The sequence below is a fragment of the Micromonospora sp. USAFONa4 genome (assembly GCF_057197825.1).
Genome location: NZ_CM170072.1, coordinates 6,626,882 through 6,649,165, shown reverse-complemented (window position 1 = coordinate 6,649,165; position 22,284 = coordinate 6,626,882). Strand labels below are relative to the sequence as shown.

13 protein-coding genes and 1 riboswitch are annotated in these 22,284 nt (G+C 76.4%); of the genes, 7 read left to right on the top strand and 6 right to left on the bottom strand.

The annotated features are described in order from the left end of the window. Positions 1–57: 57 nt before the first annotated feature. The 7 genes from AC0OO9_RS28660 (at position 58) to AC0OO9_RS28630 (ending at position 8,174) form a co-directional block, all read left to right on the top strand. Positions 58–1,125: a peptidase gene (locus AC0OO9_RS28660; protein ID WP_484513757.1), complete on the top strand. Its 1,068-nt coding sequence runs from the start codon at positions 58–60 to the stop codon at positions 1,123–1,125. Between the two features lie 35 nt (positions 1,126–1,160). Continuing rightward, positions 1,161–1,646, top strand: coding sequence for a hypothetical protein (locus tag AC0OO9_RS28655; RefSeq protein ID WP_132237793.1), 486 nt, complete (start codon positions 1,161–1,163; stop codon positions 1,644–1,646). A gap of 111 nt (positions 1,647–1,757) precedes the next feature. Further along, a riboswitch (cobalamin riboswitch) is annotated at positions 1,758–1,874 on the top strand. Positions 1,875–2,011: 137 nt separating this feature from the next. Continuing rightward, positions 2,012–3,478 (top strand): prenyltransferase/squalene oxidase repeat-containing protein, encoded by a 1,467-nt coding sequence (locus AC0OO9_RS28650; protein WP_484513755.1) that lies wholly within the window; start codon positions 2,012–2,014, stop codon positions 3,476–3,478. Further along, positions 3,475–4,395 carry a hypothetical protein gene (locus AC0OO9_RS28645; RefSeq protein ID WP_484513753.1) on the top strand — a complete coding sequence of 307 codons (921 nt, stop codon included), beginning with the start codon at positions 3,475–3,477 and terminating at the stop codon, positions 4,393–4,395. Before AC0OO9_RS28650 ends, AC0OO9_RS28645 begins: the two co-directional genes overlap by 4 nt. Positions 4,396–4,411: 16 nt before the next feature. Further along, positions 4,412–5,650, top strand: a complete 1,239-nt coding sequence (locus AC0OO9_RS28640) for a CbiQ family ECF transporter T component (protein WP_484518078.1) — start codon at positions 4,412–4,414, stop codon at positions 5,648–5,650. After that, complete coding sequence (locus AC0OO9_RS28635) at positions 5,647–7,278, top strand: ABC transporter ATP-binding protein (protein ID WP_484513752.1); 1,632 nt, start codon at positions 5,647–5,649, stop codon at positions 7,276–7,278. Before AC0OO9_RS28640 ends, AC0OO9_RS28635 begins: the two co-directional genes overlap by 4 nt. Further along, complete coding sequence (locus tag AC0OO9_RS28630) at positions 7,275–8,174, top strand: ECF transporter S component (RefSeq protein ID WP_484513750.1); 900 nt, start codon at positions 7,275–7,277, stop codon at positions 8,172–8,174. The genes AC0OO9_RS28635 and AC0OO9_RS28630 overlap by 4 nt, the downstream gene beginning before the upstream one ends. 7 nt (positions 8,175–8,181) lie before the next feature. On the opposite strand, the gene AC0OO9_RS28625 is transcribed toward AC0OO9_RS28630, so the two are convergent. From AC0OO9_RS28625 to AC0OO9_RS28600, 6 genes are all read right to left on the bottom strand, one after another. Then, positions 8,182–9,189 carry a hypothetical protein gene (locus AC0OO9_RS28625; protein WP_484513749.1) on the bottom strand — a complete coding sequence of 336 codons (1,008 nt, stop codon included), beginning with the start codon at positions 9,187–9,189 and terminating at the stop codon, positions 8,182–8,184. 211 nt (positions 9,190–9,400) lie between these two features. Continuing rightward, a complete protein-coding gene (locus tag AC0OO9_RS28620) occupies positions 9,401–10,180 on the bottom strand; it encodes an SDR family NAD(P)-dependent oxidoreductase (RefSeq protein WP_484513747.1) in 780 nt (259 codons plus the stop codon). A gap of 237 nt (positions 10,181–10,417) precedes the next feature. Then, a complete protein-coding gene (locus AC0OO9_RS28615; RefSeq protein ID WP_484513745.1) occupies positions 10,418–12,328 on the bottom strand; it encodes a hypothetical protein in 1,911 nt (636 codons plus the stop codon). Further along, positions 12,325–15,978 carry a DUF5682 family protein gene (locus AC0OO9_RS28610; protein WP_484513743.1) on the bottom strand — a complete coding sequence of 1,218 codons (3,654 nt, stop codon included), beginning with the start codon at positions 15,976–15,978 and terminating at the stop codon, positions 12,325–12,327. The genes AC0OO9_RS28615 and AC0OO9_RS28610 overlap by 4 nt, the downstream gene beginning before the upstream one ends. Beyond that, complete coding sequence (locus AC0OO9_RS28605) at positions 15,975–17,165, bottom strand: ATP-binding protein (protein ID WP_484513742.1); 1,191 nt, start codon at positions 17,163–17,165, stop codon at positions 15,975–15,977. Before AC0OO9_RS28605 ends, AC0OO9_RS28610 begins: the two co-directional genes overlap by 4 nt. Positions 17,166–17,214: 49 nt before the next feature. After that, positions 17,215–22,284 carry a hypothetical protein gene (locus tag AC0OO9_RS28600; RefSeq protein ID WP_484513740.1) on the bottom strand — a complete coding sequence of 1,690 codons (5,070 nt, stop codon included), beginning with the start codon at positions 22,282–22,284 and terminating at the stop codon, positions 17,215–17,217.

Below are 22,284 nucleotides of genomic sequence, written 5' to 3'. Positions count from 1 at the left end.
CGCGCTGCGACGGTCGTCCGGGCTTCTGACGACCGCCGGGCCGGAAAGGCGCTTCCGATGGTCGTCCGCCTGAGCCGGCACCGCCTGCTCACCCTGTTCCGCGGTGTGCTCGCCGCCCTCACCCTCGCCACCCTCACCCTTGCCGCACCGGCATCCGCCCACGTCTCCCCCACCTCGCCCACCGGGGTCGGACGGTCGAAGGCCGCAGCCGGCTGGCTGGCCCGGCAGCTCGTCGACGGCGAACGCCTCGAGGTCGTCTTCGACGGCGTCACCTATCCCGACCAGGGCCTCACCCTCGACGCGGTGTTCGCCTTCGCCGCCGCCGGCGTCGCCGACGACTCGGGGGCCCGGGCGCTCGCCTGGGTCACCCGGCCGGACATCCGCGACGCCTACCTCGGCGACGGCACGACCGAGGCGTACGCGGGCGCGACCGCCAAGCTCGCCCTCGCCGTCCAGGTACGCGGCGGCGACCCCACCGACGTCGGCGGCGTGGACCTGGTCGCCCGGCTGCGCTCGCTGCAGGCCCCCACCGGCCGGTTCACCGACCGGTCGGCGTACGGGGACTACAGCAACACGTTCAGCCAGTCCTTCGCCCTGCTCGCCCTGGGCCGCACCGCGCAGGGCACGCCTCCGGCGGCCGCCGCCTGGCTGGCAGCCACCCGCTGCCCGGACGGCGGCTACCCGCTGCTGCCCGCACAGCCGGTCTGCACCTCCGACGTGGACGCCACCGCGCTCGCGGTGCAGGCGCTGCGGGTCACCGGCCGCCCGACCGACGCCGCCGCCGGGCTGCGCTGGCTGCTGTCCGTGCAGCGCACCGACGGCGGTTTCGCCAACGCCGCCGGCATCCCGAACGCCAACAGCACCGGCCTCGCCGCGCAGGCGCTGCGCGACGGCAACCGGCCGCTGGCCTGGGCCCGCGCGCGGGTATTCCTCGCCGGACTTCAGGTCGGCTGCGCCGGGGCGCCGGCCGACCGGGGCGCGGTCGACTTCGACGGCGGCGCCTTCGACCCCGGCACCGCCGCCCGGGCCACCGGCCAGGCCGTCCTCGGCCTGACCGGCACCGGGTACGCCCGGCTGTCCGCGGCCGGCGCCACCCCGGGCGCGCCGGTCCCCGCCTGCCCGTGACCCGTCCCGTCGCTCCACCGATTCCAGGAGGAACCGTGTTCCGTCACCGATCCACCGTCCGCACCCGGCTCGCCGGCCTGTTGGCAGCCGCCGTCGCCGCCGTCGCCCTCACCGCCGTCGAACCCGCCCCCCGGGCCGGGTACGCCGCGGCCTGCACCGGCACCTCCGGCGTCACCGTCGTGGTCGACTTCGCCGCGCTCGGCGGTGGCGTCCAGGTCGGCTGTGCTCCGGGCGACCCGGCCACCGGGCTGGCCGCCCTCCAGGGCGCCGGCTTCACGGTGACCGGCACCCAGCGCTGGGGGCTGGCGTTCGTCTGCCGGATCAACGGCAAGCCGACCGCCACGGCCGATCCGTGCGTCAACACCCCGCCCGCCACGGCGTACTGGTCGTACTGGCATGCCCCCAGCGGCGGCGCCTGGTCCTACAGCACGTCCGGCGCGAGCAGCTACAACCCGGCCCCGGGCACCGTCGAGGGCTGGTCGTTCGGCGCGGGCGCCCCGCCGAGCATCGCCGCGCCCTGACCGTAGCCCACACGGGGTGTCACCGTAGTGGTGCACCGGGTGCCGGCCACCTCCCCTGGCGTCGCGCGACGTGCGGGCGGTACGGTGTCGGCACCCGGTGCACGCCGGGCTACAACTGCATACGTCCCGAGTGGGGGGAAGCCGGTTCGAAGCCGGCGCTGACCCGCAACCGTGAGCGAGGCCCCGGCCTCGCGAGCCGGAATGCCTCGCCCGGGACGAGCGGCTTCCACTGTCGAGGTTTACAGGGTGAAGTCCGGGCCACCGAGGTCCGTTCCACCCCGCTCATCGCATCACGCGAGCGGGGTGTCGCTGTCCCCGGGTGCTTTCCGGAGCTTCCACCGACCGCTCTGCGAAAGGCACCCCTCATGTCCCGGTCCCGTTCCCGGCGTCTCGGCGCCGGCGTCGTAGCCGCCACAGCGGCGACGATCGCCGCGCTCACCGCCGTACCCCTGACTGTCGTGGCCGCGCCCGCCCCGGACCACGCCGCCGCCGCGCGCGACGCCGCCTCCTGGCTGGCCGGCGAGTTCGCCGACGGGGTGCTGCCCGGCCCGTTCGGCGGTCCGGACTGGGGTCTGACCATCGACGGGCTCCTCGCCCTCTCCGCCACCGGGGTGGACGCGCCGGTCCGGCAGGCCGCGACGGCGCAGGTCGCGGCGCACGTGCGGTCCTACAACAGCCTCGACGACTGGGGCATCCCCGGCTTCCTCGACGGCGGGTCGACCGCGAAGCTGCTGTACGCCGCCTCCGCCGCCGGGGCCGACCCCACCGACTTCGGCGGCTTCGACCTGCGGACGGAGACCCTGTCGCTGGTCGCCGGGGCGGACGCGGGACACCAGCGGGGGCGGATCACCAGCCGCACCACCGCCGACACCGGTCCGGACGCCAGCAACGCCTTCGACCAGGCCTTCGCCGTGCTGGGCCTGGCTCGCAGCGGCGACGTACCGCAGGACACCGTCGACTTCCTCATCCGCCAGCAGTGCGCGGCCGGTGGGTTCCGGCTCTACCCCGACACCGCCGACGGCCCGTCCCCGTCCTGCGACGAGCAGGCCGGCGCCACCCTCGACGTCGACTCGACCGCGATGGCCGTGCAGGCGCTGCTAGCCGCCGCTGCCGACGGCGCCGCCGGCGCCACCGCGGCGGCCGCCAAGGGCGCGGCCTGGCTGGTGGATCAGCAGCGCGCCGACGGTTCGTTTGGCGGCTCCGGCCCGACCACCGGCGCGAACTCCAACAGCACCGGCCTGGCCGGACAGGCCCTCGCCGCCGCCGGCCGCGACGCCGAGGCCGCGCGGGCCGCAGGCGCGTTGGCCGCACTCCAGCTCACCACGGCACACGGCGGCGCGGCCGCCGCCGACGCGGGCGCCGTCGCCTACAACACCGACAGCCTGACGACGGCCGTCGCCTCCGGGATCACCGACACCGACCGGGACCAGTGGCGTCGAGGCACCGCGCAGGCCGTGCTCGGCCTCGTCCAGGTGCCGCTGGGTCGCATCGGCCTCGACCCGCCGCCGTCGCCGCCCGGACCGACCCCGACCGGCACGGCCCCGCCCACCGCCTCCCCCAGCGCCACCACCTCCCCGGTGCCCACCGGGTCACCGACGCCCACCGCGACGGCCGTCCCGACACCGAGCCCGTCCGCGACCACCGTGCCGTCGAGCCCGTCCGCCACGGCGTCGACGACCGCCGCCCCGGGCGCGACCCCGACCCCGACCACCCCGGGCCTGGGCGGGCTGCCGACGACCGGCGCGGCGATCACCAGCTACGTGCTGATCGCGTTGCTGCTGGTCGGCGGCGGAGTACTGCTCGTCGTACTCGGCCGTCGGCGGGCGGCGTGACCGTCCGGGCCGCCCGCGCCGGACTGGTCGTCGCCCTCACCGCCGCCGGCACGATGGTCGGGTCGGGCACCCCCGCGAGGGCCGCCGGATCGGCCGGCTACTGCCCCGACGCCTCCGGGGTGACCGTGGTGGTCGACTTCAACGAACTCGGCGGCGGGACCGTGGTGCGGTGCGCCCGGGGCGAGCAGTCCACCGGGCTGGCGGCGCTCAAGAACGCCGGGTTCCAGATGACCGGCACGCTGCGCTGGGGCGAGGGGTTCGTCTGCCGGATCGAGGGCAAGCCGTCGACGGCGTCCGAGAAGTGCGTCGACACGCCTCCCGCCAGCGCCTACTGGTCGTACTGGCACGCGACCAGCGGCGGCAGCTGGACGTACAGCGACAAGGGTGTGCTCAACCGCAAGCCGCCGGCCGGCAGCTTCGAGGGCTGGTCGTTCTCCCTCAACCGCAACGCCAACGACGCGCCCCGACCGGGCGCCGCACCGAGGCGTCCCGCGCCACCGCCGCCACCACCGGCCCCGCCGCCCCCGGCACCGCCCACCCGGGGCGGCCCGGTCGCGCCACCGCCGGCAGGAGACGGTCGACCGGCCGCGCCACCGCCCGCCACCGCCGGCCGCCCCGGCGCGGCAGGACCGGCGCCGGGCTCCGCCGGGCCCGCGCCGCTCCCCACCGGTACGCCGACGGCCGGCGGCCCGGTCCCGACACCGAGCGCGGGCGTCGCCACGCCACCCGCGAGCGCTGCCGTCAGCCCACCGGCGGGCGGTTCCGTCGACCAGCCGGTGGTGACCGAGGTCGCCGCGCCCCGTGACGCTCGCGGGATCCCGCTGGGGACGGCGGCCGGCGTGCTGCTGCTGGTCGCGCTCGGCGTGGGCGGCCTGCTGGCCGCACGGCGGCGGCGGACCGTCGAGCCGGATGACTGACCGGAGCACCCGCCGGATGGAGAGGCCCGCCGGAGCGGACCGGGCACGGTCGGTGGGACGGGCGACGCGCCTGCCCCGGGCGCTGCACCCCGGCGCGTGGTGGCTGTGGGCGCTCGGCCTGGCCACCGCGGCCAGCCACACCACCAACCCGTTGCCGCTGGGCCTGCTCGTCGCCGTCGCCGCGCTGGTGGTCGTCCGGCGGCGGGGAGACGCGCCGTGGGCGCTGGCGTTCCGGATGTACCTGGTGCTCGGCGCGGTGATCGTGGCGATGCGGGTGCTGTTCCGGATCGTGTTCGGCGGCGGGCAGGGCGACCACGTGCTCGTCCGGCTCCCCGAGATCCCCCTGCCCGCGTGGGCGGCGGGAATCCGCCTGTTCGGGCCGGTCGCCGCCGAGCAGCTCCTCGGCGGGTTCTACGACGGGCTGCGGCTGGCCACGATGCTGGTCTGCCTCGGCGCGGCGAACGCCCTGGCCAACCCGAAGCGGCTGCTCAAAGCCGTGCCCGGGGCCCTGTACGCGGTGGGCACGGCCGTGGTGGTGGCCCTGTCGGTCGCCCCGCAACTGGTCGAGAGCGTGCTGCGGGTCCGCCGGGCGCGGCGGCTGCGGGGCGCCTCCGGCCGGGGAGTACGGGCGTTGCGGGGCATCGCGCTGCCGGTGCTGGCCGACGCGCTGGACCGGTCGCTGGCACTTGCCGCGGCGATGGACTCCCGGGGCTACGGCCGCACCCCGGCGGTGCCGGCCGGGCAGCGCGCCGTCACCGGTGCGCTGGTGCTCGGCGGACTGGTCGGCGTCTACGCCGGCACGTACGGGCTGCTCGACGCCACCGGCCCCGCCTACCTGGGTCTGCCGATGCTCCTCGTCGGCCTGTCGACCGCCGTGGCCGGCATGCTGCTGGCCGGCCGTCGGGTGCGGCGCAGCCGCTACCGGCCGGACCGCTGGCGGGGCGCGGAACTGCGCGTGGCCGGCTGCGGGGTGGGCGCCGCCGCGCTGACGGTGCTGGCCGGTTCGGTCGATCCGGAGCTTCTCTACCCGCCGGTGAGCCCCCTCACCTGGCCCGAGCTGACGCCGCTGACGCTGCTCGCCGTCGTGGTCGCGGCGGCGCCGGCCTGGTTGGCGCCGCCTCCCGCGCTCGCGCGGACGTCCGCCACGCGCACCGCCGGCACGCCGACCGCACCCCGCGGTCCGGTCGACGCCGCGCCGGCGGACGGAGCGGGTCGGCTGGCGTCGTCGTCCCCCGCACCGGGAGGCCCTTCGTGATCGACTTCGACCGGGTGACCGTCCGTTACGCCGAGAGCGACCGCCCGACGCTGCGGGACGTGACGCTGCGCATCGACGAGGGCGAGCTCTGCCTGGTCGTCGGTCGCACCGGCACGGGCAAGTCCACGCTGCTGCGGGCGATCAACGGGCTGGTGCCGCACTTCACCGGCGGCACCCTGCACGGCAGCGTGACGGTCGACGGCCGGGACACCCGCCGTCATCCGCCGCGTGACCTCGCCGACGTCGTCGGCGTGGTCGGGCAGGATCCGCTGTCCGGGTTCGTCACCGACACCGTCGAGGAGGAACTCGCCTACGGGATGGAGCAGCTCGCCCTGCCGGCGCCGGTGATGCGCAAACGGGTCGAGGAGACCCTCGACCTGCTGGGCATCGCCGAGCTTCGCGACCGGCCGCTGCGGACCCTGTCCGGCGGGCAGCAGCAGCGCGTCGCCATCGGGTCGGTCCTCACCGCCCACCCGCGGGTGCTGGTGCTCGACGAGCCCACCTCTGCGCTGGACCCCACCGCGGCGGAGGACGTGCTCGCCGTGGTGACCCGGCTGGTGCACGACCTCGGCGTGACGGTGGTGCTGGCCGAGCACCGGCTGGAACGGGTCGTGCAGTACGCCGACCGGCTGCTCTACCTGCCGGGCGACGGTCGGGTGGTGGACGGGGAACCGGCCGCCGTGCTCGCCGACGTCGACATCGCACCGCCGCTGGTCGAGCTGGGCCGTCTCGCCGGCTGGACGCCGCTGCCGCTGTCCGTACGCGATGCCCGCCGGCGGGCGGCCGCCCTGCGCCACCGGCTCGCCGACGCCGCCGTGCCGGCTGCGGCGACGGTCCCGGACGGGCCCCCCGTCCTGACGGCCCGCGACGTCGTCGTGCGCTACCCGGGGTCGGTCGCCGTGGCCGGCGTCGACATGGACCTGTCCCCCGGGCGGATCGTGGCGTTGATGGGGCGCAACGGCTCCGGCAAGTCGAGCCTGCTCTGGGCGGTGCAGGGCAGCGGCCCCCGCCAGGGCGGCACCGTCGCCGTCGTCGGCGCGCAGGGCACCGTCGACCCGAAGACACTGCCGCCGGGCCGGGCCCGCCGGCATGTCGGTCTGGTCCCGCAGACCCCCGGTGACCTGCTGTACCTGGAGACGGTGGAGGCCGAGTGCGACCAGGCCGACCGGGAGACCGGAGCACCGGCCGGCACCTGTCGGGCGATGCTCGACCAGCTCACCCCGGGGCTGCCCGCCGACCGGCACCCACGTGACCTCTCCGAGGGGCAGCGGCTCGCGCTCGCGCTCGCCGTCCAGCTCACCGCCGCCCCGCCGGTGGTCCTGCTCGACGAGCCGACCCGCGGCCTGGACTACCGCGCCAAGCGGCAGTTCACCGCCGTCGTCCGACGGCTGGCCGCCGACGGCCGGGCGGTGCTGATCGCGACGCACGACGTCGAGCTCGTCGCGGCCCTCGCCGACCAGGTCGTGGTGATGGCCGAGGGGGAGATCGTCGCGGCCGGCACCACGGCGCAGGTCATGCTCGCCTCGCCGGCGTTCGCCCCGCAGGTGGCCAAGGTCCTCGCCCCCGCGCCGTGGCTGACCGTGGAGCAGGTCGCGGCCGCACTGGCCACGACCGGGGAGCCGGGGTGAGCGTGCTGCGGGTCGCCCCGCGTACCGCCGTCGTGCTGGTGCTGGCCTCGGCCGCCGCCCTGGCGACCTTCACCTGGCCGTTCTTCGTCCCCGCCCAACCCGAGAGCACCGCCCGCACGGGCGAGGCGCCGCTGGTGTTCCTCGTGGTGCTGCCGGTGCTCGTGGCGCTGGTGCTGGCCGAACTCAGCTCCGGCGGCATCGACAGCAAGGCGTTGGCGATGCTCGGGGTGCTCGCGGCCGTCAACGCCGCGCTGCGCCCGCTCGGCGCCGGCACCGCGGGCATCGAAACGGTGTTCTTCCTCCTCGTACTCGCCGGCCGGGTGTTCGGGCCCGGATTCGGCTTCCTGCTCGGCTCGACATCACTGTTCGCCTCCGCGCTGCTCACCGCGGGGGTCGGGCCGTGGCTGCCGTTCCAGATGCTGGCCGCGTCCTGGATCGGTCTCGGCGCCGGCCTGCTACCGGCGAGGCTGCGGGGCCGGGCCGAGATCGCTGCCCTGGCCGGCTATGGCGTCCTCGCGGCCTACGGCTACGGACTGCTGATGAACCTGTGGTTCTGGCCGTTCAGCATCGGCGCGGACACCCAGCTCTCCTACGTCGCCGGAGCGCCACTGCTGGAGAACCTGCACCGCTTCGCCGTCTTCACGGCGGTCACCTCCACCTTCGGCTGGGACACCGGACGCGCGGTCACCACCGCCGTGGCGATCGTCCTCGCCGGCCCCGCGGTGCTCGCCGCGCTGCGCCGCGCCGCCCGACGGGCCGCGTTCGACGCTCCGGTCACCTTCGCCGCGCCCGAACCACAGCCGGATCCACCTCGCACGGGTGGGGACGACCGGGCCGGATCGTCCCGGCCGGTGGCCGGAGCCACGACCACCGACCCACCGGGCGACGTCGCCTGATCTGGCCCTAGACCGCGCGGGCCACGCAGATCCTGGCGTCGAGGCGGGGCCCGGCCTCGTAGAGCATGTACTCCACGCCGCCGTCGGTGCCGAACGTCGGCGACGCCACCCGGCCGTTGTCCGACGCGATCGGCCGGTGGAACACGCCGAGGTGGACCTCCCGGTCGAAGTTGTTGCCGACCTCGGTCAGGTACATGTTGCCGCTGCTGCCGTGGTACGCCACGTACGCGGTGCCGTTGCGCTTCAACAGGTGCGGCGCGGAGATGTCGGTGAGCCCGTCGCCCGACGGCGACACCAGCGGGTTCGGGGAGAACTGCCAGCCGCTCCAGCCGTTCGGCGACCAGCCCCAGAAGATCTTCCGGGTGCCCGGCCGGACCGTGTGGGCGCCCATGAACACCATCACGTAGCGGTTTCCCTTGCCGGCCACCGGGTGCTCGAAGACCCGCGCGTACGAGGTCTCGGTCGTGTTGGGCACCAGGTTCGTCGACAGGATCGGCGTCTCGTCGGTGAAGCGGACGCCGTCGCTCGAGCGGGCGACCCGGGTCGTGTGGTTCTCGCCGTGGAAGTACAGGTAGAACTGCCGGGTCGGCGCGTCCCACACGACATGCGGCGACGACACGTGGCTCACCGTCGTGCTCGGCAGCACCCGGTCGACGACGGGATTGTTGGCGTACTCGGTGTAGGGGCCCTCGAGCCGGTTGGCGTAGGCGAGGCAGATCCCGCCGGGCGCGTCGTGCGGCGCGTAGTAGAGGTAGTAGCGGCCGAGGGCGCCGCTGATCTTGTCGTAGACCCCGCGCACGCAGGGGAAGATGAACTCGCCGGTCGGGTTGTAGCGCAACGGCCTGTCGAACGCGTCGCGCACGTACCGGTAGTTGGGGAAGCCGGCCGGTGCGGCGAGCGCCGGCGTGGGGATCGCGGCGAGGCCGGCGCCGGTGGTCGCGGTCGCGACACCGACGGCCGCCGCGCCACGCAGCAGCGTGCGTCGGGAGAAGGAGCCTTCCGGGGTACGCGTCATCGCGTTCCCTCCGTTCGTGGGGCGCGCCGACGGGGGCAGGGGGTGCGGGCAGGCGTCACTCGACCCCGCGCGGAGCGACCGGACGGTGTGGACGCTCGGCGCGGAACGGGTTCGTTGATCGATGAGTCTGCGCGCGCCGTCTCGGCGGCGTCAAGATGCTAATACGAATTAGCAAGCGCTTCGGCGGCCTTGGCCGGGTCGGCCGGACCGGTCACCTGACGGGAGACCCGCCGTCGACCGGGATGGTGTGGCCGTGGATGAAGGAGGCGTCGTCGCTCGCGAGGAAGCAGACCGCCCGGGCCACCTCGTGCGGTTCGCCGTACCGGCCGGCGGGGGCCTGCATGGTCAGGTCGTAGAACGGGAAGTCGCTGGTGATCTCCGCGCCCTCGAACGCTGCCGTCTTGATGACGCCGGGCCCGATGCCCACGGCGCGGATGCCCCGGTGGCCGTAGTCGTAGGCGATCTGCTTGGTCAGCCCGATGACGCCGTGCTTGGCCGTGGTGTATTCGGCCCCGACCTCGCTGGCGACCAGACCGGAGGCGGAGGAAACGTTGATCACGACGCCGCTGCCGCGCTCCAGCATGTGGGGAAGCACGGCCTTCGTCGCGAGGAAGACGCCCTTCAGGTCGACGGCCATGACGCGCTCCCACTGGCTGGTCTCGATCTCGAGCAGCGGGAGGTAGGCGCCGAACACGCCGGCGTTGTTCACCAGCACGTCGACGTGGCCGTACGCGTCGAAGGCGGCCCTCGCCATGGCGTCGACCGAAGCCTCGTCGGTGACGTCCGCCGCCACGCCGGTCGCGTCTCCCCCGGCGTCGCGGATCCGCTCGACCGTCGCGTTGGCGCGTTCCAGGGAGAGGTCGGACACGACGATCTTCGCCCCTTCCTGGGCGAGCTCCACGCACATGGACTGGCCGAGACCGGAACCGACCTGCTCGGGGCTGTATCCGCCCCCCGTCACGAGCACGACCTTGTCGGTGAGTCCACGCACGACCCGTCCCCCGTCCGTTTTCGACCATTCGGGTTCAATCTAGTCCCGCGTCACGGACGCCCACCGGGTTTCCCTCGATGTGCGCCCGAGGATCGCCCGGCGTGCGGGTCGTGACGCGCGCGTTCCCCTCGCCCGGGGGCCGGCACCCGTCCGGGTTCGGACGGGTGCCGTGGCCCCGGCGGTGGGGCGTCGGTGGCGTTCGGCCCACCGACCGCCACCGACCCGGGTTCCCGCAGGTCAGCCGAGCGGCGGCGCGGTCCAGGAGGAGCGGATCAGCTCCCGCTCGGCGGCGGCGAGGTGGGCGGTCGCGGCGAGCCAGGCCCACGCGTACCGGTCCGGGTCGGGATCGGTACGCCGGCCGAACGCGTCCCGGCCACGCCGGTCGGACTCGTCGGCCAGGGCGGTGGTGAGCGCGGCGGCGGTGGTGAAGCCGGCGCGGCGCAGCGGGCCGGCCAGGCCGGTGCCGTCGCCGCGGGCCGCCTCGGCGACGGCGCGGCGACCGCCCGAGACGGCCAACTCCACCAGCCGGCGGACCCGCCACAGCGGGGACTCCGCCACCGCGTCGGCGCCGACGGCCAGGACGGGTCCGGCCGTCTCCGCCGGGTCGCGCGGTGGCAGGTGGCCGCCCTGGAGCTCGTCGTAGCCGAGGTCCGCCCGGCCGTGCCAGTCCGCCGGCAGCCGCAGCGTGGCGGCGGCACCGGGCACCGGGCCGACCGCGAGCGGTCGCAGCGTGCTGGCCCGGTCCGGGTCCAGCCGGCCGACCACCCGGACCCGCAGGCCGGGCCGGGAGGCAAGTCGCCGCAGGTTGGCCACGTGGGCCAGCATCGGGTGGGAGTCGACCGGCACCAGCCGGATCAGCGGCCCGTCCGGCACCGGCGCCCGCTCGCCTCCTTCGTCGGTGGCGGGGGCCAGCTCGCGGGCCAGCACCTGGTCACCGACGGCGCCCACCACCATCAGGTCACCGCCGAAGATCGCGGTCCCCGCCCGGGCCGGGTCCTCCGGGTCGTCGGTGGCGAGTTGCGCGGTCACCACCTCGGCGAGCGGGCGGGCGAACAGTCGCGCCAGCGGCCCGGTGGACCAGTCGGTCCCGGTGAGCGGGGTGGCCCGGACCCCCTTGCCGGCGCCGAGCCGGCCGTCCGGGGAGACGGTGGTGCCGGTGATCCGCAGGCCGCCACGGGCCAGCACCGCGTGGTTGACCGCGACCGCGCCCATCTCGGTGACCGCCCGGGCGCAGTCGCGGGCCCGGTCCGGGCCGCCCGGTTTCACGTCGCCGAAGGAGAGCTGGCGCCCGTCGGCGGCGACCAGGTGGGTGACCACCCCGGCGTACCCCGTCGCGCTGATCACCGGTTCCCGGCAGACGCCGTGCACCTCCAGGGTGCCGTCCGGCTGGTAGGCCCGCCGCAGGACGCCGACCAGCGCCGGGTCGGCGTCGCCGGCGGCCAGCCGGCCCGCGACGTACAGCAGGTCGTGCAGCACCTCGACCAGCTCGGCCAACCGGTGACCGTTCTGCCGTCCACGGTGTGCGCGCAGCCCACGTACCGTGCGCAGCGCGGCGCTCTCGGCCCGCGGCAGGCCGGCCAGGCGGGCGCCGTGGGCGGCCCGCAGCAGTTCGGCCTGGGGCACCGCCCCGGCCGCCGGCACGCCGGCCGCGAGCACCGCGGCGGCCGCCCGCCACAGCGCGCCGGCCGCGGCCCGCTGCGCCTTCGTCGGCGCCGCGCCAGTCGATTTCCTGGTACGCGCGGTGCGGCCGGTCCTGCCGGACGCCGTGCCGGCGCTGTCCGGCGTCGACGACGCCGCGGCGGTGGACGCCGGATCGGGGTGGGCGGCCGGGTCGGCGACGGGGCAGGCGAGCAGGACGGCGGTGCGGTGCAGGCAGCGGGGCGCCAGCAGACAGCTGCACCGCGCCTGGTCCGGGTCGGTGACCGCGCCCGTCGCTGCGGGCGTCAGGGTGACCAGCGACTCCGGGCCGCAGTCGACCGACACACCGCCGTCGGCCGGTACGACCGGTACGCCGGCCAGCCGTTCGACGGCGGCGTCCAGTCGCCGGTGCAGCCGGGGCGGCAGGGCCGCCACCGCCGCGGCGGCGACCGCCGGCAGCACCGGCGGCAACCGGTCGGTGTCCACGGCGGTGGCTGTGCGGTCCGTCAACGTGATCCTCCGCGGATGCGGTCGCCCACCCAGCGGGCGAGTTCGAGCGGGCTGAGAGCGGCGACCGGCATCCCGGCCGCGACGAGCTGCTCGGCGACCGGCACCGAGTAGCAGGGCGCTCCCCTGTCGTTCAGCGCGGCGCAGCCGAGCAGGTGCACGCCGGAGTTGACAAGCGTGCGGACCTCGCCGAGCAGCCCGGCCAGCGCGTATCCCTCCTCGAAGTCGCTGACCACCGCGACGGTGGTGCGGCTCGGCACGGTCACCAGCGAGCGGGCGGCGGCCAGGCCGGCGGCGATGTGCGTACCGCCGCCGACGCGCACCTCCAGCAGCAGCGACAGCGGGTCGTCGACCCGGTCGGTCAGGTCGACCACCTCCGTGGAGAAGGCCAGGAAGTGGGTGGAGAGGGTGGGCACCCCGGCCAGTACGGCGGCGGTCAACGCCGACCACACCACCGACGCCTCCATCGAGCCGGACACGTCGACCACCAGCACCAGCCGCCAGTCGGCCTCCTTGCGGGTGCGGCTGTTGAAGACCGGGCGTTGCGGCACCACCACCGTTCGGCCGTCGCCGAGCCGCTGGGTGTGCGCCAGGTTCGCCCGCAGCGTACGGGCCAGGTTGATCCGGCCACCGGGACGGCTGGTCGGACGCGGGTTGGTCAGCCCGGTCAGCGCCGGACGCACCTGGGTGGCGAGCTGCCTGGTCAGCTCCTCGACCAGTCGCCGCACCAGTGGCCGCAGCTTGGCCAACTGCCCCTCGGGCAGGCCACCGGCCAGCGACAGCACCGAGGTCAGCAGCTCCATCGAGGGGCGTACCGCGGCCGGGTCGAGTTCGGCGAGCACGTCGGTACGGCCGCTCTCGGCCGCCCGGGCGATGACCTCCTCGCGTACGGCGGTGCCGAACAGCGCCTCGAGTTCGTCGGCCCACTCGCGGGCGGTCGGGAAGGAGGCCTCCTGGCCGCCGCCGGCCGCCTGACCGAGATCGGTGGCGCCCTCGCCCTGGCCCGCCCCGTACAGCTCGTCCAGGGCGCGGGCGTAGCGGCGGGCGTCGGCCGGCAACCGGTCGGGCTGGCGGCCGAGCAGCAGCCGCCACCGGTCGGCGGCGGTGAGCCGGGCGTCCGAGGTGTCCGGCCCGGGCGTGGCGCCGGCACCTGCCTCGACCTCGGTGGGGCCGGTCGGCGCGCCCGGGACGGGGAGGTGGCGGGCGAGCAGGGCGGCCCGCCCGGCCGCGTCGGCGGCGGCCCAGCGGGCCAGCAGCTCCGGCGGGGCGGACAGGCTCAGGTCGAGCCGGTCACCCAGCCGTTCGGTGACGGTGTGCAGCAGCCGGTCCCGGGCCGCCGGGGTGAGCACGTCGAACCCGCCGCGCAGCGCGGGCAGCCGGTCCAGGAAGTCGGCGTCGGGGAGCCGCTCGATCCGTTCCAGCAGCGGGTCCAGCGCGGCCGGGGCCGACTGCAACAGCGGGTGCGCCCCGGTGAGCAGGCCGCCGAGCAGCCGGTGCAGGTGCCGGCGGGTGTCCGGTCCGGTCGCCGCGTCGATCCAGCCGGCCACCCGGGTGCCCAGGGTCTCCAGGTCGGTCAGGTCGAGCAGCACCCGCGCGGCGAGGGCGGCGCCCTGGATCAGCGGCGAGCCGGCGCGGGCCAGGTGGTCGAGGGCCTCGTCCAGGCGCAGCCCGATGCGGTCCTCGCCGGCCCGGACCGCGAGGTCGACAAGCGCGGCGGCGTCGGCCGGGGTGTCGCTGCCGGCCAGGCCGGGCAGCCCGCGTACCGCCGCGTCCAGCAGCACGACGGTCAGCTCGGCCGCCCGGGCCCGGCCGTCGGCGGTGGTGCCGGGCAGGTGCTCGCGGCGCAGCGCCTCCAACAGGTCCAGCGCGGCCAGCAGCTCGGGCAGCGTGCCGGTGCCCGGCAGCACCGTGGCGGCCAGGTCGAGCCGGTCGGCGACCAGCTCCGGCAGGTCGCACCGGGCCGCGTCACGCAGCCCGGTGAGCAGCTGCGCGGCGGTAGGGCCACCGTCGGCGGCCTCCCGGCGGAACCGCTCCCGCAGGGTGCCGGCCGCGGCCAGCGCGGCGGTCACCCCGCGTACGCCGACCAGGTCCAGCCGGGCCGCCACGGACGGCGTCCAGGCCAGCTGCCAGCGGGTGGTCAGGGCGGCGCCGTCGCCGGTGCCGGACACCGCGACGGGCTCGCCGTAGCCGACGCCGCAGACCTGGAGGCGTTGCAGCAGAATCTCCCGCCGCCCGTCCAGCTCGGTGCGCAGCGGGTCCAGCCGCACCTCCCGGGCCTTGGGGCTGCCCGGGTCGGGCAGCCGCAGCGTGGCGAGTTCCGCCTCGACCGCCGGGCCGAGCCCGGAGCGCGGCGTGCCGGGAGCGATGCGGCCCCGTTCGGCGCCCACCAGCACGTTCTCCAGAGCCCTGGCCAGCGCCCGGCCGCGGCCGAGCAGTTCACCCTGGCCGAGCACGGTGGTCACCGCCTCCAGCACCTCGCCCCGGCCGGGGGCGGGCAGGTTCCGCAGCCGGGCCAGGTCGTCGGCGAGCCGTACCGTCTCGGTGGCCTCGCCGGTGCCGGCGGTGTGACCGGCCGCGCGGAGTTCCCGGCACACGTCGGTGACCGCCCGGGCGGCGGCGGCCCGGATCCGTTCCGGGTCACCGGCGGCGGTGAGGACGGACTGCTGCCAGCGCGGGTCGCGGATCCCGGCCGGGTAGCCGGACCGGGAGTCGAGCAGGTCGAACGCGTACGGCACCAGCGAGGTGACCGCCGTGCCGCCGCCGTCGGTGGCGGCCGGTCCGGGCGGGGTCGTCACGGACCGGACCGGATCGGCCGGGGCGGTGCCGGGCCGGGTGGACGCGACGGCGTCGGCGGTCGACGGGGCGGCGACCAGGGCCGGGGCGTGGAAGGCGCCGACGACGGCGGCGACCCGCCGGCCGTCGACGCCGGCCTCGGCCAGCACCCGGCGCATGTGCCGCTCGCGGGCCAGGTCCCGGGCCGGTACGCCGTCGCGGTGGGCGCTGTCGGTACGCATCGCCCAGCCGACGCCGAGCGCGGCCCGGCGGACCGCCTCGGGCGGGCAGCCCGGGGCCCGCACCTCGACCACCCGGTCCCACAGGTCGTCGCCGTCGCGGCCGGTGCCGCTGGCGCTGAGCGCGGCGGCGTAGGACCGGCGCAGGCCGGGCACCGGCTCCCCCGCGTCCGGTGCGGGCTCGGCACCGGCGGTCGGGTCGGGGCCGGTGGCGCCGGCGCTCCAGCCGGGGTCGGCCAGCGGCAGATCGCAGCAGACCACCTCCACGCCGTGCCGCCGGGCCCAGCGGATCGCGGCCAGTTCCGGGGAGAAGTCGGCGAACGGGTAGAAGCCCATCGGCCCGTCCGCGCCGTGGCTGCCGACCAGGGCCAGCGGGGCCCGGGCGGCCGGATCGGACAGGTACGGCAGCCAGCGCTGGAAGTCGGCCGGCAGCTCGATGCAGACCACATCGGCCCCGGCGGCGTCCAGCAGCGCCGGCACCACCGCCGCCAGCGCCGGGCTGTGGTGCCGCACCCCGATCAGGTACGGCCGCACCGAACCGGCGAGCGCGTCGACCACGGCACGCGGATCGGCCGACGTCGCATCGGCCCTCGCCGGGTCGACGGCCGGCGTGGCCGCAGTCGTGCTGGAGAGGGTCGTCACCGCAGGCTCTCCCGCAGGTCCCAGAGCCGGCGCCACATCGCCGAGCCGTCCTCGGCGCGGCGACGGACCGGCCCGTCCCAGTAGCCGAGCAGCCGGGCGTGGTCGTTCTGGTCGTCCTTACGGACCACGCCGAGCAGGTGCCCGGGCACCAGGTCGAGCGCGTCCCCGCCGGGCAGGTACGCGGCGGCCAGGCCGAGCGACACCGCCACCTGCACCGCCTCGGCGGTGGACATCACCGTGCCGGGCCGTTCCACGTCCCAGCCCTCGCCCGACCGGCCGGAACGCAGGTCGCGGAACACGGTGACCAGGGCGTCCAGCACCGCGTCGTCCACCGTGTACGCCGCGCCGGCGCGCTGCACGGCGGCGGTGGCCTGCTGGCGGACCAGGTCGGTCTCGACGTCCGCGTCCGAGATCGGGTGGATGGTCTCGAAGTTGAACCGGCGCTTGAGGGCCGAGGACATCTCCGACACGCCCCGGTCCCGCAGGTTGGCGGTGGCGATGACGGTGAACCCGGGCACGGCGCGGATCAGCCCGTCCTCGGTGCCGGACAGCTCCGGCACGTTCATCCGCCGGTCGGACAGGATGGACACCAGCGCGTCCTGCACCTCGGGCAGGCAGCGGGTGACCTCTTCGATCCGGACCACCCGGCCGGTACGCATCGCGGTCAGCACCGGCGAGTCGACGAGCGCCTGCGGGGTCGGGCCCTGGGCGAGCAGCAGGGCGTAGTTCCAGCCGTAGCGGAAGGCGTCCTCGGTGGTGCCGGCGGTGCCCTGCACGGTCAGCGCGCTGGTGCCGCAGACGGCGGCGGCCAGCAGCTCGGAGAGCATGGACTTGGCGGTGCCGGGCTCGCCGACCAGCAGCAGGCCCCGTTCGCCGGCCAGGGTGACCACGCACCGCTCGACCAGGCTCCGCTCGCCGACGAACTTCGCCGGGATGGTCATGCTGGCCGGCAGGTCGGTGCCGTCCGGGCCGGTGCGCCGCCCAGCGGGCAGCTTCAACGCCTCGCCGTCGCTGCCCTGGATGAAGGTGACCACGGCGCGCGGGGTCAGCGCCCAGCCCGGCGGCCGGGCCCCGTCGTCGTACGCGGCCAGGAAGGCCAGCTCGTCGGCGTACCGCTGCTCGGCGGAGAGGACCTGGGCGGCGGTCTCCGGCGCCACGGTGGGGCGGACGTGTTCCGTCACGGTCACGGGCGTTCCTCGATCTCTTTCGGTTCGGATGGGGGTGGTCAGGGGTGGGTCAGCGGGAGGTGGGCAGGTGGTCGAAGCGGGGCCGGTCGCCGTCGCGCAGGCGTTGCCAGGCCTGCCGGTGGAGTTCGGCGGCCGGTGCGAACGGCACCGTCACGCCGAGCGCGGCCGTGCCGTCGGGTGCGAGGTCGAACAGGGCGACCTTCCAGCCCTCGATCGGTGCCTGCCCGCTGCCGCGCTCCAGCCACGGGCCGGGCAGGAACAGCGACCGGCCGGCCCGGGACCGGCTGGCCTCGACGACCAGGTCGGTGCCGGCCAGTTCGGCGCGGGCCGCCTTCAGCCGCGCCGGCTTCCAGCCGGTCCACTTCGCCGTGTTGCGATCGGTCGGGTCCGGCATGGCCAGCAGCATCAGGTACACCGCCGCCGCGTCGGCGCCCAGGCCGTGCGCCCCGGCCACCTCGGCGACCAGGTCCGGCACCGAACGGGTCGGGTCCTGCGGCCACCAGGTGCCGTCCGCCGCCCGCGCGCCGCCGGCCGGCTCCCCCGGATCGCCGAGCAACGCCACGAAGCGGGGGTCACGGACCAGGCGCAGCGCCACCTCGACCGGGTACGGCTTGGCGGCGTCCCCGCGCAGCGCCGGCAGGTACGGGTCCGTCCCGTCGGCGTCGAGCAGGTCCGGCCGCAGCGCCGGTGACGGCTGGCTGTCGTAGGTGGACAGGACGATGGCGCCGTAGCGTTCCCAGCCGGGGCCGGTCTCCGACGGGGTGCCCGCCACCTGCCGGAACGCGGGCAGGGACGCGTACTGGTCGAGGTCGAGCAGCAGGCCGGGGCTGGCCAGCCGGTCCCGGATCGCGGCCAGCGCGGCGGGCAGCGCGGCCCGGCACGCGTCGCCGGCCGGCGTGTGGTGGGCGACCCAGGCCGCCAGGGCAACCGTGGAGCGCAGCACGTGACCGGTGAAGCCCGCTGCCTTTGCGTCGACCGGCCGGGCCCGGTCGCCCCTGATCTCGAAGGCCAGGTCGGTGCTCAGCTCGGCCGAACGGGCCGGGTCGAGCAGCGCCGGCAACGCCTTCGCCGGTGCCCAGCCGGTGCGGACCGCGCGCGTCGCCTCGGCGAGCAGGTGTTCGGGCACCACCACGCGGCGCCCCAGGGCGGCGTTCCACACCGCCGCGGCGGCGGCCACGTCCGGGCCCTCGGTCCACAGCCGGGCCGGTTCCTCGGGCAGCAGCGCCGAGACCACGGCCCGCCGCAACGTCGCCCTGGCCTCCCGCAGCACCCCGAACGCCAGCTTGACCTCCCCGACCTGCCTGATCCCGAGCGCCTTGCGCAGCTCGGCCGGCACCGTGTTCGCCGAGTCCGCGTACGGCAGGCCGGCCAGCACCAGCTTCGCGGCGGTGGGGGTGACGCCGGTCAGCTCGGCGAACTGCTCGGCCGCCTCCGGCCGCCAGGGCAGCGGGCCGCGCGCGGCCGACTCGGCGAGGAACCCGGCCAGCCAGCCGGCCGGCCGGCCGGCACCGACCGGTTCCGAGGAGTGCACCGTGTACGGCTCGGGCACGGCGAACACACCGGCCGGGTCGTGGTGCAGCGCGTCGAAGAAGTAGCCGGTGGCCGTACCGCTGGAGTTGAGGACGGCGAGGAACGCCCCGTCGGGCAGCGGCAGGATGCCGGGCCTGGGGTAGCGGCGCGAGCCGTCCGGGTTCTTCAGGTCGTCGTCGAGCAGGTGCAGCCTGCACCGGCGCCACCGCCCCGGCTCCGCCGCCGTGCTCAGGTCGAGCCCGTCCAGCTCGGTGAGCAGGGCCCGCAGCGTCTCCCGGTGCTCGTCCGGGGTGACCGCCGCGACGGCCCGGTAGGCGACGGCGGCGACGCCCCCGAGCAGGGACCACCAGTCCAGCGTGGACGGCAGCGACGGCCCGTCGAGGTGCAGCCGCACGGCGGAGTTGTTCCCGCCGGTGGCGGAGCCGTTCCCGCTGGTGGCGGAGCGCCGGATGGTGAACGCCTGGAACTGGGTGAAGACGCCGGTCGTGGTGCCCGCCCCGTGGGCCGAGCCGCGCAGGCCGTCCAGCGCCGCGCTGAGCTGCCGGTCGGTGGGTCCGGTCACGGTGGCCGTCGGCGCCACCGCGACCGGGGCGGACAGCGACCTGGTGAGCCGCTCGGTCACCGCCTCCAGGTCGGTGCGTACCCGGGCGGCCAGCCGCAGCACCCCGGCCACCCCGGCCAGCAGGGCGTCGTGGCTGAGCGCCGGCACCGTCGAGCGGACCAGCTCGACCAGCGCGTCCGTGTCGTCCTCGACGGCGCTCGGGCCGGTGGTGGCGGGGGCGTGGCCGGCACCGACCGTGGACGCGGGGACGGCGACGGGAAGGCCGGTGATGGCCTGGGTGGCCACGGCCGGCCCGGACGGCGCCGCCGCGCGGGCGGCGGCCCGTGCCGCCTCCTCGGCCAGGGCGGCGCGGCGCTCGTCGAGGGCGACCTTCAGCAGTGCGGCGGCGGTCTCCGCGTCCATCCGGCGCAGGGCGGTGGAGCCGGCCGGGTCGCGGGGCAGCAGGTGGCCGAGGAACTGCCGGGCCGGCGGCCGGACCGCGGCGGGGCTGTAGTCCCGGCCGGACGGCGATCCGGCGGTGGCCGACACCACCCCGTCCGGGTCGACCAGGACGAGACCCTCGAGCACGGCCCGGGGCCGGTCGTCGCCGGGCAGCACCAGCGCCGCGATCGGCGCCTGGCCCGCGGCGACGGTGACGGTACGACCGGCCAGGTCCGTACCGCGTACCGAGCCGTCCGGAAGCGTGACCACCTGCCAGCCGAGCAGCCCGTCCACGGGTACGGCGGCCGGGGTGGCCCGGTCGGACAGGGCCGGCCGCAGCCAGCTGGCCGGTTCCTGGAGGCGGCTCCCGTCGACCGGGAGGTCGGCCAGGAACCCGGGCAGGCCGCGCCGGCCGTGGGTGTTGGCGACCGGGTCGTACTCGCGCCAGCCGTGGGTGTCGTCGTCCTCGCCGTGCCGGTACACCCAGTGCGAGGTGCCGTCGGTGATGACCGGCAGCTCGGACGGGACAGCGGTGTCACCGGCGTGCAGCACGCCGTCGCCGGTGGTCCGGCCGCCGCCGGCCAGCGGCAGGGTGATCTGCTTCCCGCGCGGCTGGTTGCCGTGGTGGCGGCCCTGGATGAGCTGCGGTTCGCCGGGCGACGAGTGCCAGTAGCCGCGCAGGTCGTAGTCGAGCGCCTTGGAACGCCAGTAGACCAGCAACTGGCCGTCGACGTAGTGGTAGCCGGGCTGGCCCCACATGTCACCGGCCGGGATGCGCAGGTCGTGGCGGAGCACGATGCCCTCGGCGCCGATCACGCGCACCGTGGTCGGCCCGCCCAGGATCGCGTACGGCCAGGCCTCCTGCCGGATCACCTCGACCCGCCGGTCGCCGCCGGTCACCTCCTGCCAGGCCAGCTCCCAGTCCGGCCAGCCCAGCTCGTCGAGGAGCCCGCCGCGCAGGCTGCGGGCGACGCCCTCGGCGAGGTCGACGCCGAGGGCCTGCCCGAGCTCGCCGCCCCGGCCGGGCCCGCCCGGTCCGTCCAGCTCGTCGGAGACCAGGCGCAGCGCCTCGACCGGGATCCGGCCCAGCCAGTCCACCGACGCCGGCAGGTACGGCAGCCCGGCGGCGAACCGGTCGCGGATCCGGGCCCGCAGCCAGTCGATCAGCATCGGCCGGACGCCCGGCGTGTCGACCATCCGGCGCAGGGCGGCCTGCTGGTCGTCGAGCTGGTCGAGGCCCCGGCGCAGGGCAGCGGTGAACCGGTCGTCGCCCGCCACGGCGAGCAGGTCGCGTTCTCCGGCGCGCTTGACCCAGTTCGCCAGGTCCAGGGCCTCGTGCTCCTTCGGCGCGGCCACCGGCAGATCGAGCGCGAGCAGCAGGTCGAGCAGTTCCAGGTCCCCGTCCGCGCCGAGGGTGTCGCCGCTGTCGGCCAGCTCGACACGCAGCCGGTCGGCCATCCGCTCGACGAGCGGGTACAGCTGCGGCAGCCGGCGGCGGTGGTGGCCGGAGTTGGCACGGGCCACGAAGCGGCGCAGCCAGCCGACGGAGCCGTCCTGCGGGCGGGCCGGGTCCGGCGCGTCCGCGTCGGAGAGCCCGGCGAGCGCACCGGTGTCGGTCAGCAGGGCCAGCCACGTGACCAGGTCGTCCCGGTCGGCGGGCATCAGGTCGAGCAGGCTGCCCCGGATCGCCGGGTCGCGCCCGGCCAGCGCCGTCACCGCCGGCAGGTGCGCCTTCCACCAGCCGGCCGGCGCCTCGGCGGCCACCGGCAACCGGAGCAGCTCGGTCAGGTAGGCGGCCTCGCGCTCGGCGACGGCGGCCGCGCCGGCCTTACCGGCGGCCTTGGTGGCGGCCCGGACGAGCCGGTTCACCACGCCGGCCGACTGGGTGGAGGGAACCACGCCGGCGGTCGCGGCCCGCAGCGCCAGCCGGCAGAACCGCTCCAGCGCCTCGCCTGCCGGCAACTGGGCGGACAGTTCCTTGGCGTAGCCCGCCAACGCGGTCGCGGACACGACCTTGGCCGAGGCGAACTCCACGTAGACCTCGTCCAGCCGGTTCAGGTCGACCGGCAGGCCGTGCTGCGCCTCCGCCTTGCGCGCCTTGTTGAACAGCTGCGTCGCGTACGCGTCCTGCCCGGCGCCCAGGAACACCCGCGCCGCCTGCTCGAAGAACGTCGGCAGGAAGTGCGGCAGCGTACGGGCGAGCCGGTCGGCGATGCTCTGGTGCCCGTCCAGGGCGGCCTTGGGCCGCGACCGCACCTGCTTGGCCAGCTTCTGCAACTCGGGCACCACCGCCAACGCGTGCCGGCCGTCCGCCGGGTGGTGCACCAGCACCCACTCCGGGAACGCCAGCGGCCGGCGGGGGCCCAGCCCGACGACGACCGGCTCGGCGCCCGGCGTCAGGCCCAGGAACTCGACGGCGATGTCCTCGCCCTCGCCGAGGGCGGCGTCGACCAGGCGGACCACCGGTCGGTCGTCGAGGGCCGGATGCCGGTAGGTGCGGGCGGTGAGGGGCACCGCCCGGTCGCCCGCCCCGGCGGTGTCGGCCGGCAGCACCGCGCCGGCGGTCAGCAGGCTCTCGACCGACTCGTCGCCGGTGGTCGTCGTCAT

Coding starts and splice junctions, on each gene's coding strand:
- AC0OO9_RS28625 (WP_484513749.1), bottom strand. CDS start 9,189: ATGACGCGTACCCCGGAAGGCTCCTTCTCCCGACGCACGCTGCTGCGT.
- AC0OO9_RS28650 (WP_484513755.1), top strand. CDS start 2,012: ATGTCCCGGTCCCGTTCCCGGCGTCTCGGCGCCGGCGTCGTAGCCGCC.
- AC0OO9_RS28600 (WP_484513740.1), bottom strand. CDS start 22,284: ATGACGACGACCACCGGCGACGAGTCGGTCGAGAGCCTGCTGACCGCC.
- AC0OO9_RS28660 (WP_484513757.1), top strand. CDS start 58: ATGGTCGTCCGCCTGAGCCGGCACCGCCTGCTCACCCTGTTCCGCGGT.
- AC0OO9_RS28640 (WP_484518078.1), top strand. CDS start 4,412: ATGGAGAGGCCCGCCGGAGCGGACCGGGCACGGTCGGTGGGACGGGCG.